15 protein-coding genes are annotated in these 14,627 nt (G+C 67.5%); 9 read left to right on the forward strand and 6 right to left on the reverse strand.

Annotation, left to right across the window (positions count from 1 at the left end):
* Window positions 1–21: 21 nt before the first annotated feature.
* From LDO15_RS18200 to LDO15_RS18210, 3 genes are all read left to right on the forward strand, one after another.
* Window positions 22–975: a 1,4-dihydroxy-2-naphthoyl-CoA synthase gene (locus LDO15_RS18200; RefSeq protein ID WP_223980831.1), complete on the forward strand. Its 954-nt coding sequence runs from the start codon at window positions 22–24 to the stop codon at window positions 973–975.
* A 23-nt stretch (window positions 976–998) separates the two neighbouring features.
* Complete coding sequence (locus LDO15_RS18205) at window positions 999–2,144, forward strand: AMP-binding protein (RefSeq protein ID WP_223987533.1); 1,146 nt, start codon at window positions 999–1,001, stop codon at window positions 2,142–2,144.
* A 78-nt stretch (window positions 2,145–2,222) separates the two neighbouring features.
* Window positions 2,223–3,104: a 1,4-dihydroxy-2-naphthoate polyprenyltransferase gene (locus LDO15_RS18210; RefSeq protein ID WP_223980833.1), complete on the forward strand. Its 882-nt coding sequence runs from the start codon at window positions 2,223–2,225 to the stop codon at window positions 3,102–3,104.
* A 213-nt stretch (window positions 3,105–3,317) separates the two neighbouring features.
* Here LDO15_RS18210 and LDO15_RS18215 read toward each other — a convergent pair whose 3' ends face one another.
* Window positions 3,318–3,626, reverse strand: coding sequence for a DUF4229 domain-containing protein (locus LDO15_RS18215; RefSeq protein WP_223980835.1), 309 nt, complete (start codon window positions 3,624–3,626; stop codon window positions 3,318–3,320).
* A 141-nt stretch (window positions 3,627–3,767) separates the two neighbouring features.
* Between LDO15_RS18215 and LDO15_RS18220 the strand changes: the two genes are divergently transcribed.
* Together LDO15_RS18220 and LDO15_RS18225 are read left to right on the forward strand one after the other, a co-directional pair.
* Complete coding sequence (locus LDO15_RS18220; protein WP_223980837.1) at window positions 3,768–4,196, forward strand: PLD nuclease N-terminal domain-containing protein; 429 nt, start codon at window positions 3,768–3,770, stop codon at window positions 4,194–4,196.
* Between the two features lie 252 nt (window positions 4,197–4,448).
* Window positions 4,449–5,387 (forward strand): hypothetical protein, encoded by a 939-nt coding sequence (locus tag LDO15_RS18225; protein WP_223980839.1) that lies wholly within the window; start codon window positions 4,449–4,451, stop codon window positions 5,385–5,387.
* Between the two features lie 311 nt (window positions 5,388–5,698).
* Here the strand turns inward: LDO15_RS18225 and ccsB are convergent, their stop codons facing one another.
* Genes ccsB through LDO15_RS18250 form a run of 5 tightly spaced genes read right to left on the reverse strand, consistent with a single transcriptional unit; the run spans window position 5,699 to window position 10,649 of the window.
* The gene (gene ccsB / locus LDO15_RS18230) at window positions 5,699–6,808 is read right to left on the reverse strand and encodes a c-type cytochrome biogenesis protein CcsB (RefSeq protein ID WP_223980842.1); all 1,110 of its coding nucleotides are present in this window, start codon (window positions 6,806–6,808) and stop codon (window positions 5,699–5,701) included.
* Window positions 6,808–8,592: a cytochrome c biogenesis protein ResB gene (locus LDO15_RS18235; RefSeq protein ID WP_223980845.1), complete on the reverse strand. Its 1,785-nt coding sequence runs from the start codon at window positions 8,590–8,592 to the stop codon at window positions 6,808–6,810. Before LDO15_RS18235 ends, ccsB begins: the two co-directional genes overlap by 1 nt.
* Entirely contained in the window at window positions 8,592–9,347 is a 756-nt protein-coding gene (locus tag LDO15_RS18240; RefSeq protein WP_223980847.1) for a cytochrome c biogenesis protein CcdA, read from the reverse strand. The genes LDO15_RS18235 and LDO15_RS18240 overlap by 1 nt, the downstream gene beginning before the upstream one ends.
* Before the next feature lie 13 nt (window positions 9,348–9,360).
* Window positions 9,361–9,981 carry a TlpA disulfide reductase family protein gene (locus tag LDO15_RS18245; RefSeq protein WP_223980850.1) on the reverse strand — a complete coding sequence of 207 codons (621 nt, stop codon included), beginning with the start codon at window positions 9,979–9,981 and terminating at the stop codon, window positions 9,361–9,363.
* 2 nt (window positions 9,982–9,983) lie between these two features.
* Window positions 9,984–10,649, reverse strand: coding sequence for a histidine phosphatase family protein (locus tag LDO15_RS18250; protein WP_223980853.1), 666 nt, complete (start codon window positions 10,647–10,649; stop codon window positions 9,984–9,986).
* A 212-nt stretch (window positions 10,650–10,861) separates the two neighbouring features.
* Here LDO15_RS18250 and LDO15_RS18255 point away from each other — a divergent pair, with 212 nt between their 5' ends.
* From LDO15_RS18255 to LDO15_RS18270, 4 genes are all read left to right on the forward strand, one after another.
* Window positions 10,862–11,410: a YceI family protein gene (locus LDO15_RS18255; protein WP_223980856.1), complete on the forward strand. Its 549-nt coding sequence runs from the start codon at window positions 10,862–10,864 to the stop codon at window positions 11,408–11,410.
* 305 nt (window positions 11,411–11,715) lie between these two features.
* Entirely contained in the window at window positions 11,716–12,441 is a 726-nt protein-coding gene (locus LDO15_RS18260) for a hypothetical protein (RefSeq protein WP_223980858.1), read from the forward strand.
* A gap of 353 nt (window positions 12,442–12,794) precedes the next feature.
* Window positions 12,795–13,571, forward strand: coding sequence for an electron transfer flavoprotein subunit beta/FixA family protein (locus LDO15_RS18265; RefSeq protein ID WP_223980860.1), 777 nt, complete (start codon window positions 12,795–12,797; stop codon window positions 13,569–13,571).
* 11 nt (window positions 13,572–13,582) lie between these two features.
* Window positions 13,583–14,569, forward strand: coding sequence for an electron transfer flavoprotein subunit alpha/FixB family protein (locus tag LDO15_RS18270; RefSeq protein ID WP_223980862.1), 987 nt, complete (start codon window positions 13,583–13,585; stop codon window positions 14,567–14,569).
* Window positions 14,570–14,627 lie beyond the last annotated feature (58 nt).

The following is a 14,627-nucleotide window of genomic DNA, read 5'->3' on the forward strand; positions in this document are numbered from 1 at the left end:
GCCGATTACTAGACTCGGACTGTGAGCAACGAAATCCCCGCCAAGGTATCCGACGTCTTTGACCCCACCCGGTGGCGCACCGTGTCCGGTTTCGACGACTTCCAGGACATGACCTACCACCGGCAGGTGGAGCGCTCCGCCGACGGAGAAGTGGTCCGGGACCTGCCCACGGTGCGCATCGCCTTCAACCGGCCCGAGGTCCGCAACGCCTTCCGGCCCGGCACCGTGGACGAGCTCTACCGAGCCATGGACCACGCGAGGATGACCCCGGATGTGGCCACGGTCCTGCTCACCGGCAACGGCCCCTCCCCCAAGGACGGCGGCCACTCGTTCTGCTCGGGCGGGGACCAGCGGATCCGCGGCAGGGACGGGTACCGGTACGCCGACGGCGAGACGCAGGAGACCATCGACCCCGCCCGGGCCGGCCGGCTGCACATCCTGGAAGTCCAGCGGCTCATGCGCACCATGCCCAAGGTGGTGATCGCCGTCGTCAACGGCTGGGCCGCCGGCGGCGGGCACTCCCTCCACGTGGTCTCGGACCTCACCATCGCCTCCCGGCAGCACGGAAAGTTCAAGCAGACCGACGCCACCGTGGGAAGCTTCGACGCCGGGTACGGTTCCGCGCTGCTGGCCCGCCAGATCGGCCAGAAGTCCGCCCGGGAAATCTTCTTCCTGGCCCGCGAATATTCCGCCGAGGACATGGTCCGGATGGGCGCGGTGAACGAGGCCGTGGACCACGAGCGGCTCGAGGACGTCGCCCTGGAATACGCCGCCGACATCGCCCGGCAGTCGCCGCAGGCCATCCGCATGCTCAAATTCGCGTTCAACCTGGCCGACGACGGCCTGGCCGGCCAGCAGGTCTTCGCTGGCGAAGCGACCCGCCTGGCGTACATGACCGACGAGGCCGTGGAGGGCAAGGAAGCCTTCCTCGAAAAGCGCGACCCCGACTGGTCCAAATTTCCGCACTACTTCTAAGGCGCGCTGTGACTTCCGGAGCCATGAACATCGAACCCGCGCTCAAGGCGCTGGCTGCTGCCCTCCACGGCGAGGGACCCGCCGTCGAACTTTCCGCCGGGCCGGACGGCTCGCCGGTGCTGTCGTTCCCCGCAACGCCCGGCATTGAGGACGCGGCGGTCGTGGTGCGGACCTCCGGGTCCACCGGCGCGCCGAAGGCCACCGTCCTCACCGTTGATGCCCTGGCGGCCTCGTCAGTGGCCACCGCGTTTGCGCTCAAGGGCGAGGGCCAGTGGCTGCTGGCCCTGCCCGTGCAGTACGTTGCCGGCGTGCAGGTGCTGGTCCGCTCGCTCTTCGCGGGCACCCGCCCGTGGGTCATGGACATGACCGGCGGCTTCACTCCGGAGGCCTTCACGGCCGCGGCGTTGGAGCTCACGGACAAGATCCGCTTCACCTCGCTGGTGCCCACCCAGCTGCAGCGGCTGCTGGACACGCCCTCGGCCGAGACGCTCGCTGTGCTGCGGCGTTTCAACGCCATCCTGCTCGGCGGCGGCCCCGTGCCCGCGGCGCTGCTCGCGGCCGCCCGGGACGCCGGGGTGAACGTGGTGACCACCTACGGCTCGGCCGAGACCTGCGGCGGCTGCGTGTATGACGGGTTCCCGCTTGAAGATGTCCTGGTCCGCGTCACGGACGACGGCCGCATCCTGCTGGGCGGCCCAACCATCGCCGCCGGGTATCTGGGGGCCCCCGAGCTCTCGGCGGAGACCTTCACCGACGAGGACGGCGTCCGCTGGTACCGGACCAACGACCTCGGCGAACTGGACGCCGACGGCCGGCTCACCGTGCTCGGCCGGGCCGACGACGTCGTCATCACCGGCGGCGTCAAGGTTTCGGCCGCGCATGTGCAGGCTGAGTTGGAGAAGCTCGACGGCGTGCGGGCGGCTTTTGTGGCCGGAGTGCCCTCCGCCGAGTGGGGCCAGGCCCTCGCCGCGTATGTGGCGGTGGCCGACAGCACGCCCGACGGGATGGCGGCGTTCACCGGCCGCCGGAACGAGACCTGGGGACCGGCGCTGGGTGCGCTGGCCCCGAAAACGGTCCTGGCCGCCGCGGAACTGCTCATGCTGCCCAACGGCAAACCGGACCGCGTGGGCATGACGGTCCTGCTGGACGCGCTGCATCAGGGAAAATAGACAAGCTGCCCCTGGCTTCCGGCCGACTGGCTATTCAACAAACCAACGAGTATTCAACCAATCAACGAGGTACTGACCGTGGCTACAGCCGCACAATGGATCCAAGGCGCCCGACCGCGCACCCTGCCCGCCGCGATTGCGCCGGTGCTGATCGGCAGCGCAGCCGCGTACGAGATGGATTCGTTCATCCTGCTGAACGCCGTGCTGGCCGCCCTGGTCGCCCTGCTCCTGCAGATCGGGGTCAACTACGCCAACGACTACTCGGACGGCATCCGCGGAACGGATGAGGACCGGGTGGGCCCCCTCCGGCTGGTGGGCTCGGGCGCGGCCAGCCCGGAGCACGTCAAACGGGCCGCGTTCGCGGCGTTCGGGCTGGCGATGCTGTTCGGCCTGATCCTGGTGATCATCACCCAGGCATGGTGGCTGATCCTGGTCGGCGTCGGCTGCGTGCTCGCCGCCTGGGGCTACACGGGAGGCAAGAACCCGTACGGCTACCTCGGCTTGGGCGACGTCTTCGTGTTCGTGTTCTTCGGTCTCGTGGCTACGCTCGGCACCACCTACACCCAGGCGGGCCAGCTCAGCCTTGCCGCCATCATCGGGGCGATCGGCACGGGGCTGATCGCGTGCGCCCTGCTCATGGCCAACAATGTGCGTGACATCCCGACCGACAGGAAGTCCGGGAAGAAGACCCTGGCCGTGCGGCTCGGGGACAAGCACGCCCGCGAAAGCTACGTGCTGATGCTGGCCGTCGCGATCCTGCTGGTCATCGTCCTGGCCCCCGCCCGGCCCTGGATGCTGATCGTGCTGCTGCTGATCCCCGCCAGCCTCATGCCGTCCTGGCTCATGATTTCCGGGCGTCGCCGCAAGAGCCTCATCCCGGTCCTGAAGCAGACCGGGCTCATCAACCTCGGCTTCGCCGCGCTGTTTTCACTCGGACTCGTCCTGAGCCACGGCTTCTAGGCCCGGGGCGCGGGGGCTTCGGGCGGTGCCGGGGCTTCGGGCGGTGCCGGGGCGCCGGAGCACGCCTTCCAAAACGGGGCCGCGGGGTGCCGTGGCACAGGCCGGCCAGGCTTGCCCCGCATCAAAGCCTGCGGTCCCGTGGCACGCCCGGGTTCCGGCCCGAGGCTGCCGGCCCGAGGGTTCCGGCCCGGGGCTGCCGGGAGTGCGCGGGGGTTAGGAGTCTTTGGGGCGGTTGTCGGCGCGGACGGCAATCTCCGGGTTCGCGTCCACGAGACGGTCCTCGGCCTCGGCATCAGCCACCTCGCCTGCGCTGCGCAGCGGCTTGGCCTTGCCCGAGAACCGGTGGTGGAGCGTTGCCGTGGCCTCGTCGCGCTGCTTCTGGAAGAACAGGAAACTGATGGCGAACGCCATCATCCCGGCGCACAGCGCGGCCAGGAGCACCCCCAGCTGCAGGTAGAGGAAAAGCACGAACAGGGGCGCAAACAGCGCCAGCCGAATTAGGGTGTATTTGAGGAAAGCCACCCCTCAAGTTTAGCCGCCAGAACGGCTGCCAGGCTTCGGCAGCAATACTCCCCGCGGCCGGGGCGGGGCTGCAGTGCCGCCGGCCCGTACCGGGCCCCGGTGACCGGCGCCGTCGGGCCGCCTGACGGCTAGACTGAAGATATGCTCCGAGTAGTGGTTCCGATCGTCATACTGGCCGTATTTGTCTACGGGCTGGTCGACCTCATCCGCACTGACGCACGGCTGACCAGGGGCATCTCCAAGACCGCCTGGATCTTCGTGCAGGTCCTCCTCCCCGTGGTCGGCGCCATCCTGTGGTTCCTCATTGGGCGCCCCCGCGCCACGGACGTCGCTCCGGTCGTCTACAGCCACCCGATAGCGCCCGACGACGACCCCGAATTCCTGCGCAACCTTGAAATTCGCCGCCGCAACCAGGCCGAGGAGGACAGGCTCAAGAAGCTTAAGGCCGAGTACGACGCCAAGCAGAACAAGCTCGACGCCGGCACCGCGGAAGCCAGCGGCACCGGAAGCGCCGGCGATGCCCATGAGCCCGGCGACGCGGGAACACAGGGGACCGACGAAGTTAAATAGCAGCATTGCTGCCCGGGCCATCCTAACTGCGGCCATTCGCCGCAGATGGCCGGAATCCCCGCCTCACAGCGGCCATCTCCGGCAGATCGCCGCCACTCATCCGCTCCGCGCCTGCCGCTCACACCGCCCGCTCCTCCCCCACACCCCGCCCGCTCTGTGGATAACCTCCGAGCCGGCTCGGTGCGGGCGCAGAATGCTCATGTGCACGAGCCCAGTCAGCTACCCCCGCACCTTCGAAACCAGCCCTTCACCGTGGCCGAAGCCCGCACCGCCGGACTGAGCCGACGACGGACCCGGGCCCGGGATCTTCTCAGCCCCTGTCACGGAGTGCGCGTCACCGCCCTCACCCCGGATAGTTTGCTGGAACGCGCGCATGCCCTGACTGCGGTGACGGGCGCAGTCGTGAGCCATCTGTCCGCGGCAGTGCTGTGGGGCCTCCCCCTGCCTCGGGCCTTGGAGAACCTGACTGTCATCCATCTGACGAGTCGGCCGGGCCGGCGGGCCGTGCGGCATAAGCATGTGGTGGGCCATCAGCAGTCACTCGAACCGGAGGAGATCGTGTCCGGTGCCCGGGTGAGCTGTACTTCGCCGCTGCGGACGTGGTTCGATCTCGCCGGCATACTGAGCCTCGATGAATTGGTGATTGCCGGCGACTTCCTGTTGCGGCGGAGAAATCCCCTGACCACGCTCGACAGGCTGGACGCATTCCTCGACGGGAAGCATGGCCGGGCGGGCTACCGCCACGCTATGCGTGCCCGTTCCCTGATACGCGCCGACACGGACTCCCCCAAAGAGACCGAACTCCGGCTGCTTCTGATTCGACATGGGCTGCCCGAACCCGGAATCAACGTCCCCATGTTCGACGAGGCCGGCTGTTGGATCCAGGACCCGGACCTCTCCTACGAGCAAGAAAAGATCGCGATTCAGTACGACGGCGGCCATCACGCCAGTCCTGCCCAGCGTCGCAGCGACATCTTCCGGGATGAAAATGCCAGGGATGCCGGGTGGCGCGTCGTCGTATTGACCCAATGGCACCTGACCCCCGTCGCCCCGGGGATGGAGCCGCCTGCGGTTACCCGCGTACGTGCGGCACTGACGGAGCGCGGCTGGTCCCCCGGCTCGGTTCCGGAGCCGGGACGACGTCACCGTGCTCGCGCCACACCGGACTCATCTGACACGAATGGCCGCTAAGGGCGGCGGCGTAGCGGCCATCTGTGGCGAACCGATGAAGTGCGGGCCCGCGAAGTCCCGAAAAGAACCCGCCCAGGAGGGCGGCCGAGGCCGGGGCAACCCGGTGCCGCCACGCCAGAACGTGGTGACCCGGCCGCGCCACAGCGCCTCAGCCCACCACAGAGCGCCCACGTGCCACGAATGGCCGCCACGCCAGAACTTGGTACCCCAGCCGCACACACCGCACCACAGAGCTCTCATCTGACACGAATGGCCGCCAAACGGGGTAGCTTGGCGGCCATTCGTGGCAAGACGTGGACTGGGGGTGCGGTTTACAGCCCCGAGTACGAGTGCAGCCCGTTGAAGAACTGGTTCACGATCGTGAAGTTGAAGACCACACACAGGTAGCCGACGATCGACAGCCAGGCAGCGCGGGTTCCGGTCCAGCCGCGGGTGGCCCGGGCGTGCAGGTATCCGGCGTAGACCACCCAGATCACGAAGGTCCAGACTTCCTTGGTGTCCCAGCCCCAGAACCGGCCCCAGGCCTTCTCCGCCCAGATGGCGCCGAACATGAGCGTGAAGGTCCAGCCAACGAACGCGATGGCGTTGATGCGGTAGGACAGGTTCTCCAGGCTCAAGGCGTTCGGGACCAGACGCATGAACCCGAGCTTGTCGGCACCGCCGGCGGCGATGGTCTTCTGCCGGTGCGACTGCACGAGCTGCAGCGCGGACATGGCGAACGTCAGGGTGAACAGGGCTGAGGACATCACGGCGATGGAAACGTGGATGATCAGCCAATAGCTCTGCAGCGCAGGCACAAGGTGGCCCACGGGCGTCCAGAAGGCGATGGAGGCCGCAACCAGCATGATGATGGCCAGGCCGATCACGAACGTGCCCAGGAAGCGCAGGTCGCGGCGGATCAGCACGAGCAGGAAGACAGCCACGGCAACGAACGCGCCGGTGGTGAGGAACTCGTACATGTTGCCCCACGGAACCCGGCCCGCGCCGAGCGCGCGCGTGATCACGCCAGCCGCATGGATGGCCGCGCCCAGGACGGTCAGCGCGACGGCGACCCGGGCCGGGGCACGCCGCTCGCCGCCGTAGCGCATGCTGCCGTCGGCGGTCTGGCCCGCGCCGGCCGCGGCACCCCGGCCGGTGGCCGACGTCGGACGCTCGGCGCGTCCCGCGGGTCCGCTTACGTCCGAATCGGTGCGGTCAACGTCGTCTCCGGCGGTCCCGGCACCGACGCCGACGGGCACGCGGGCGGCCTCGGCCGTCTGTCCGGAGAGTTCCGCGGCTTTGAGGTCCACCGCGCGCAGCACCTTGCTGCTCTTGGCCAGGTCCCAGGCGAAGGCGATGAAGGCCACCGTGTACGTGCCGGCCGCCAGCAGCATGAAGAGCTCGCTGTACTGGCCCATGGTTTCGTTGATCGAGAACAACATTACTGATCCTTCTTCGACTTGGAGGAGCCGGCTGTTGACTGGATGAAGTCTTCTTCGGGTTGTTCAGGGGTGGCGTGCGCGCCGTCTGCCGTGCTGCCTGTTGCAGTGCCGGCGCTATCCGCCCGGTCATTATCCGCTGTCCTGCTGGGAGCGGGCTGGGAACCGGATGCGGCGTCCTCGTCCAACAGCCATTCGCCGGACAGGAGTTGGCGGATGGCCGCGGCCTCCCCGGCCAGGCGATGGTCCTCGCCGCGGGCCAGGAGACCGTACTCCACCATGGTGCGGCCGTCCTCATGGGTGCCCGTGCGGACCCAGACGCGGCGGCGGTTCACGTAGAGCGAGGTGACCAGCCCGGCGACGGCCAGGAGCGCGAAGATCAGGGCGTAAAGCTGGCCGGGGTTGTGGTGGATGTCCACGCCGATGTAGCGCTTCACGCCGTCGAAGCTGATGGAGCCCTTACCGTTCGGCAGGGTGTAGCTTCCGCCGGGCGCCAGGACGATGCCCTTGGTGTCCAGGTTCCTGGCGTTGAGCGGCGTCAGTTTCTTGACGTCGAGTTCGAAGACGTTCTGCGGGGAGCCGGCGTCCAGACCGAGATCACCGAAGTAGGAGTTCAGGGTCAGCTGCGGGTTGATGAGCTCGGGGTCGCCGCTGAAGGACACGCCCTTGTCGGTGATGAAGGCCGTCGGCAGGAAGAACCCGGCGAAGGCGAGCTGTTCCGGCTTGGCGTCCGGGACCTTGATGACCACGGAGGAGTAGTAGTTCTCGCCCTGGAGTTTGGCGACCACGGGACCCTGCATGGCGATGTTGCCGGCGCCGTCGCGGACGGTGACCACAGGAGCGTAGCCGTTGCCCGTGAGGTACACGCTGGTGCCGCCTAGGCTGAGGGGGTCGTTGACCTTGAGCACTTCCTTCTTGGCGGGTGCGTCCGGGTTCTCCTTCGTGGTCACTTCGGCCTTGAAGTCGATGGGCTGTCCGAACTTGCCCTTCGATTCACGGTCGAAGGTGATGTTGAACTTGTCCAGCTGGACCGAATACGGCTGGAGCTGGCTGCTCTGGAAGTTGGTGCCGGGCGTGAACTGGTCGTAGCCGACGAGGGTGTTGACGAAGGTGTCGCCCTCCACCAGGATCCGCTGCCCGCTGTAGCCGTAGAGGCCGCCGGCCGCCACCGAGACCAGCACCCCGATCAGCGCGGTGTGGAAGACCAGGTTGCCGACTTCCTTCAGGAAGCCGCGCTCGGCCCCCAGGGAGGGCCGCGCGCCGTCGCGGTCCCGGACATCGACGCGGTAGCCGCGCTTCTTCAGCAGCTCCGCGGCGTTGGTGATGGCCTCCGACGCCGGGATCCCGGCGTCGGCCGGAATCACCAGGGTGCCGTATTCCGGGAGCCGGGACAGGCGGGCGGGCGTGCGCGGGGGCTGGGAGCGCATCGCCTTGTAGTGCGCGATGGCGCGCGGGATCACGCAGCCGATCAGCGAGACGAACAGCAGGATGTAGATCGCGGAAAACCACGCCGAGGAGTAGACATCGTAGAGCTGCAGCGAGTCCAGGATCTTCCCGTAGTCCGGATGGTCCTTGATGTACTGCGTGACAATGGCCGGGTTGGCGGGGCGCTGCGGGAACAGCGAACCGGGCACGGCGGCGACGGCCAGCAGCAGGAGCAGGAACAGGGCCGTGCGCATGCTGGTCAGCTGCGTCCACGCCCAGCGGAGCATGCCCAGCGGACCCAGCGACGGCAGGACGACGTCAGGCTTCGGGGATTTCTTCTTTACGTTCACGCGCTCGCTCATCAGATCGGCAATTTCACATCGGTTTGGAACCAGTACTGCAACCCGGAGACCCAGGTTCCCCACACGCCGCTGGCCATCAGGATGCCGAGCAGGATCAGGATGCCGCCGCCGGTGCGCTGGATGGCGAGCCGGTGCTGGCGGAAGAAGGACATCACGCCGATGCCGCGGCGCACGGCCAGGGCGATCACCAGGAACGGGATCCCCAGCCCAAGGCTATACACGAACGCCAAAAACGCGCCCTTGGCCGCCGACGATCCGCCCGAGAGGCTGAGCAGCTGGACCGCGGAGTAGGTGGGGCCGATGCACGGGGCCCAGCCCAGCCCGAAAGTGATGCCCAGCAAGGGCGCCCCCCACAGTCCTGCCGGAGGTTTGGCGTGGATCTTGGCGTCGCGCTGGAGCCAGCCGAAGCCGCCCATGAACACGACGCCCATGATGATCACCAGGACGCCCAGCAGCTGGGTGATCCACTTGTTCTGCGAGCCGGTGATGAGGCTGCCCAGCTGCCCGAACGCCCCGCCGAGGAGCACGAAGATCACCGAGAACCCGAGGACGAAGAGCCCTATCCCGGCCAGCATCCGGCCGCGCCGCTGCTTCTGCAGGTCCACGCCGGTCAGGCCGGTGACGTAGCCGAGGTATCCGGGCACGAGCGGAAGGACGCAGGGCGAGAGGAAGGAGACGAAGCCGGCCAGGAGCGCGACGGGAATGGCCAGCAGGAGCGACCCGTTCAGGATGGCTTCGGCAAAGGGGCTGTTCACGGGGCGGACCGCGCTACTCGGCCACGGCGGCGGCGATGAGGGACTTCAGGGTGCCCTGCTGGATCTCGCCGAGCACCCGCGACGCGACGCGGCCCTGCTTGTCGAGCACGAGGGTGGTGGGCACGGCACCGGGCGGCACGAGGCCGGAGACTGCCAGCAGCACGGCGCCGTCTTTGTCGTTGAAGCTCGGATAGGTCAACTTGAAGGTCTTGTCGAACGCGTCGGCCGTGGCCTTCTCGTCGCGCAGGTTCACGCCGAAAAACTGCACGCCCTGGCTCTTGAACTCCTGGTTGAGCGCCTCGAGGGAGGGCGCCTCGACCCGGCAGGGCGCGCAGGCGGCGAACCAGAAGTTCAGCACGGTGACCTTGCCGGGGAAGTCCGCCGAGGTGACCGCGGTGCCGTCGAACAGCGTCCCCTTGAGCTCCACGGGACTCTTGCGGTCCGCGACGGCGAACTCGGTGACGGATCCGTCGCCGGCCACGTAGTTCTTGTTGTCCCCGGCCTTGGCCTGCTTGGCAAGGGCATCGTCCTGGGCGCAGCCGGACAGCCCGAACACGGCGGCCAGGGCGGCGCCGCCGGCCGTCAGGACGCGGCGGCGGGACAGCGGAGTCTCCGCGCGGCGGTTCTGTCCCATGGTCAGGCTCCCGGGGTGCTGGCGGCACCGGGCAGTAGGGCGGCGGCCGGCTCGGTGTAGTCGACCCGCACGAGGCCGCCGGCGTCGTCGAACACCAGGGACGTCAGGGACGTCAGCGTGCACTCGCGTTTGCGCGGGTCATGCCACAGCGGCCGGCCTTCGGCGCTGAGCCGTGTGGCCCAGATAGGCAGCTGGTGGCTGACCAGGATGGCCTCGGCCCCGTCGCCGCCGAGCTCCAGGGCCCGGACGCGCGCGTCCTGGACCGCCGCGATGACCCGCGCGGCCTGGTCCTTGTACGGCTCGCCCCAGGAGGGCCGGAACGGGTTGTACAGCCGGGTCCAGTGCTTGGGCCGGAGCAGCTCCGCCTTGGAGACGTGGAGGCCCTCGAAGTAGTTGGCGGCCTCAATGATGCGGGCGTCCGTGGCGATCTCGAGGCCCAGGGCATCGGCGATCGGCTGTGCCGTCTCCTGCGCGCGCGTCAGCGGGGACGCGGCGAGGTGGACGATCCGGGCCCCTTGTTCGGAACGCTCGCTGAAGTGGGCTGCCAGCGTGCGGGCCATCTCCCGGCCGAGTTCGGAGAGGTGGAATTCCGGCAGCCTGCCGTACAGGACACCATCGGGATTGTGGACCTCGCCGTGGCGGAGCAAATGAACAGTGGCTTGGGGCATGTCTACCAGTTTCTCAAAGATGCCGGTCGATCTGAAATCTTCTACAGGAAGTAGAACTCAAGAGTTTTGAAAAATGTTCCCGGGAGTTGGAATAAAAGATGCAAATGCATGTTTATACTGGGTGAAGAGTTAGTTGAGATTTCAACCAATGAGGCTTCAACTAACGATCAGACGAACCGCCGCAGTACCCACCCGACTCAAGGAGAATCACCATGGCACTTCCCGCAACCGTCACCACCGGCATCTGGACCCTCGACCCGTCGCACAGCGAGATCGGCTTCACCGTCCGCCACGCGGGCATCAGCAAGGTCCGCGGCCAGTTCACCGATGCCGCTGCCACCCTGGATCTCGCCGAGAACGTCGCCGACTCCAAGGTCAGCGCCTCGATCAAGACCGCAAGCTTCGACTCCGGCGATGCCAACCGCGACGGCCACGTCCGCGGCGAAGACTTCTTCGACGTCGAAAAGTTCCCCGAGATCTCCTTCGTCTCCAACGCCATCGTCCCCAAGGGCGACGCCTACGAACTCCAGGGCGACCTCACCATCAAGGGCATCACCCGCCCGGTGGCCCTCGAGACCGAATTCAACGGCGTGGCCGTTGATCCCTTCGGCAACACCCGCGCCGGCCTCACCGCCGAAACCACCATCAGCCGCAAGGACTTCGGCCTGACCTGGAACGCAGTCCTCGAGGCCGGCGGCGTGCTGGTCAGCGACAAGGTTGCCATCAACCTGGAACTGGCATTCATCGCTCCCGCAGCGTAGCCAGTAGTTAGTACGGTCCGGGTCCGGTCGGTATCGTCCGGGCCCGGACTGTGCCGGGCCGCACCAACCGTGCCGGGCCGCACGACGCCGGACAGCCGGTTCCAGCGCCCCGCTTCGTCCTCGTGATGAAGCGGGGCGCTGTTGTTTCGTGGCCGGTGTTTTCACCGAGACTTCACGCGCCGCGGCACGCCGAAGCGTCGCCGGGCGGGCCCCCGGGAGGGCCCCGGGGCGGGCCCTTGGACGCGCCCCGCGAAGGGCCCAAAGTTCCCTAGATAACGGGGAAACGGCGGTCTACAGTGAGAGCCATGAGCAACCCAAATGAGGTACCGCCGCAGCAGCCGGGCGCCCAGCCCCCGCCCTCGGACAACGTCCCGCCCGCCGGCCCGGACCAGCCCCCGGCCACCCCGGCGTCCCCTCCGGGGTATCAGGCACCCCCGCCCGGCTACCAGCCGCCGCCGGAGTACCAGGGGCAGCCGGGCTATCAGGCCCCTCCCCCCGGGTACCAGACGCCCGGATACCCGGGGCAGTCCGCACCCGCCGGCGGAAGCCGCTTCGCAATGCCTACGGATCGGCCCAGGAACTTCAGCGACGCACTGCCCGCGGGCGGCCTCTCCGGCATGTTCAAGGTCACAGCAATGCCGACCGAGCTGAAGATCTCTTATTGGATCTGGGTCATCGGCGGATTCCTGGGCCTTCTCGGCGGAATCATCGGTCTGTTCGGATCCTTCGTCCTCATCGCTTTCGCGCCGGCGATCGGGCTCCTGGTGCTTCTTCTGGTACTTGTGGCGTTCGCCCTGGCCACCGCCCAGATCATCCTGGCCATGAAGATGAAGGAAGGCCGGGAATGGGCCCGCTTGGCCCTCACGATTCTTGCCGGTCTCTCCTTGCTGCTGGCACTCATCAGTGCCGGCGTTGTCGAGGGCCGGGGTGGCGGCAGCGTGCCGGGCTTCATCATCAGCCTGGTGGCAACTGTGCTCATGTGGTTGCCGAACTCCCAGGCCTGGTTTGCCGCTCAACGGGGGCGGATCTAGGGCTGCCGGTCCGCGGGAAGCCCGCCTGATAGCTGCAGCGCATGGGCCTCCCGGCCGCCAGTCCCGCTGTCAGTTCTCCCAACCGTCCGCACGGAATGTCCAAAGCCTGCCCCAACTCCGGGTTCCGGGCCCGGATCCGGGTTCCGGGCCCGGATCCGGGTTCCGGGCGAGGATCCCGTCTGGCAGCGCTGAACCGGACGAGCTCTCTTTCGACGCGTTCGAGGGAGTGTGATCGGGTACTTCACTGCACGACACGGGCACTGTCCGCCGGGAAGGTCCCCACTTTCGTAGACTCGATGGAGATCCGACATGTCTTCACTATGGAGACAAGCCCGCCACAGGAAGAGCCATCGATGAAGATTATCGTCCTAGTAAAGGAGGTCCCCGACACCTACGGGGACCGAAAACTGAACCTGGAGACAGGCCTCGCCGATCGAGAAGCCAGCGAGACAGTCATTGATGAGATCGGTGAGCGGGCCTTGGAGCTGGCCCTGACGTACGCCGACGCACACGAGGGCACTGAGGTCGCCGTTCTCTCCCTCGCTCCCGAGAGTGCGACGGCAACGATACGCAAGGGGCTGGCGATGGGCGCGGGGAGCGCCACTCACATCTCTGACGAGGCGCTCCGGGGTGCGGATCTGGGACTTACCGCCGAAACCCTCGCAGCGGCGATCGGTCGCGTCGGGTTTGACCTTGTGATCACCGGCAACGTCTCCACCGACGGATCCGGCGGAATGATTCCCGCGATGCTTGCAGAATTGCTTGACGTGCCGCATGCCACCGGCCTCAGCTCCGTAGAGATCAGCGACGGCGCGGTATCCGGCTCCAGGCCCGTCGACTCCGGCGTGCAGAAGGTATCAGCGAACCTGCCCGCGGTGATATCCATCACCGAGGCGCTTCCCGGGCCGCGCTTCCCGAACTTCAAAGGAATCATGGCCGCGAAGAAGAAGCCCCTTGAGACGCTTACCCTCGCAGACCTCGGGATCACGGCCGACAACCCGGACGCGGCGCGTTCGATCATGCTGACCGTTGCAGAGAAGCCCCCGCGCGCGGCGGGCGTAAAGATCATTGACGAGGGTGACGCCGGCGAGAAACTCGCTGACTTCCTCATCGAAAACCGACTGGCGTAAGGCGTAACGACATGACTGAATTCCCTCGTGACGCGATCCTCGTCGTCGTGGAAACCCGGGCTTCCGGCGAACTCGAAAAGGCTGCACCCGGACTGTTCGGCGCTGCCGCCGCGGTTGGCACGCCCATTGCATTGGTCCTCGCCTCGCCCGGCGCCGGAAGCACCGCCGCCGCGGAGGCCGCGATTCTTGGTGCCGCACACGTACTGATCGCAGAGACTCCGGATCCTTCCGCGCTTGGAGTGCCGGGCGTCGACGCGCTTGCCGCCGCCGTCGAACAGGTACAGCCAGACGCGATCCTGATTTCGCATTCCCTGAATGGGCGCGACCTTGCCGGCCGTTACGCCGCCCGTACGCGTGCGGCGGTTTCTGCCGATGCGATCGGCGTGTCGCGTGATGACGAGGGCGTCGTGGCACACCACTCCGTCTACGGCGGCGCCTACAATGTGACGTCAACGTCCACGTTCGGGGCTCCCGTGATCACGGTTCGCCAGGGCTCCATCGACGCGCGTGCTACGCCCCAGCCGCCGGCGTCGGAGACCTTGGCCGTGCCGCGCTCCGGGAAGCCGGCCGCGCGGATCGACTCGTTCGACGAGGAAGTTGCCGCTACCTCGCGGCCGGAGCTGCGTGGCGCCGCGAAGGTCGTCGCGGGTGGTCGCGGCCTCGGGTCGGAAGAACAGTTCGCCCTCGTGGGACAGCTCGCCGACACTCTCGGGGCTGCCGTTGGTGCTTCGCGTGCCGCGGTGGATGCAGGCTACGTCCCGCAGGCGCATCAGGTCGGCCAGACCGGCGTTTCCGTGTCGTCACAGTTGTACATCGCGCTGGGCATTTCCGGCGCGATCCAGCACAGGGCCGGGATGCAGACCGCGAAGACGATCGTCGCCATCAACAAGGACGGCGACGCGCCGATCTTCGAGATCGCCGACTATGGCGTGGTCGGCGATCTCTTCAAGGTTGTACCCCAGCTGATTAGCGCACTTGAGGCTCGGAAGCAGAAGTGATGGCACCTCTGTCTCGGTCAATTCGGCGGGGCCTGCCGCGCGTCGAAGGCGGTGACCC

Origin of the sequence: Arthrobacter sp. NicSoilB8 (assembly GCF_019977355.1) — a bacterium.
GTDB lineage: Bacteria > Actinomycetota > Actinomycetes > Actinomycetales > Micrococcaceae > Arthrobacter.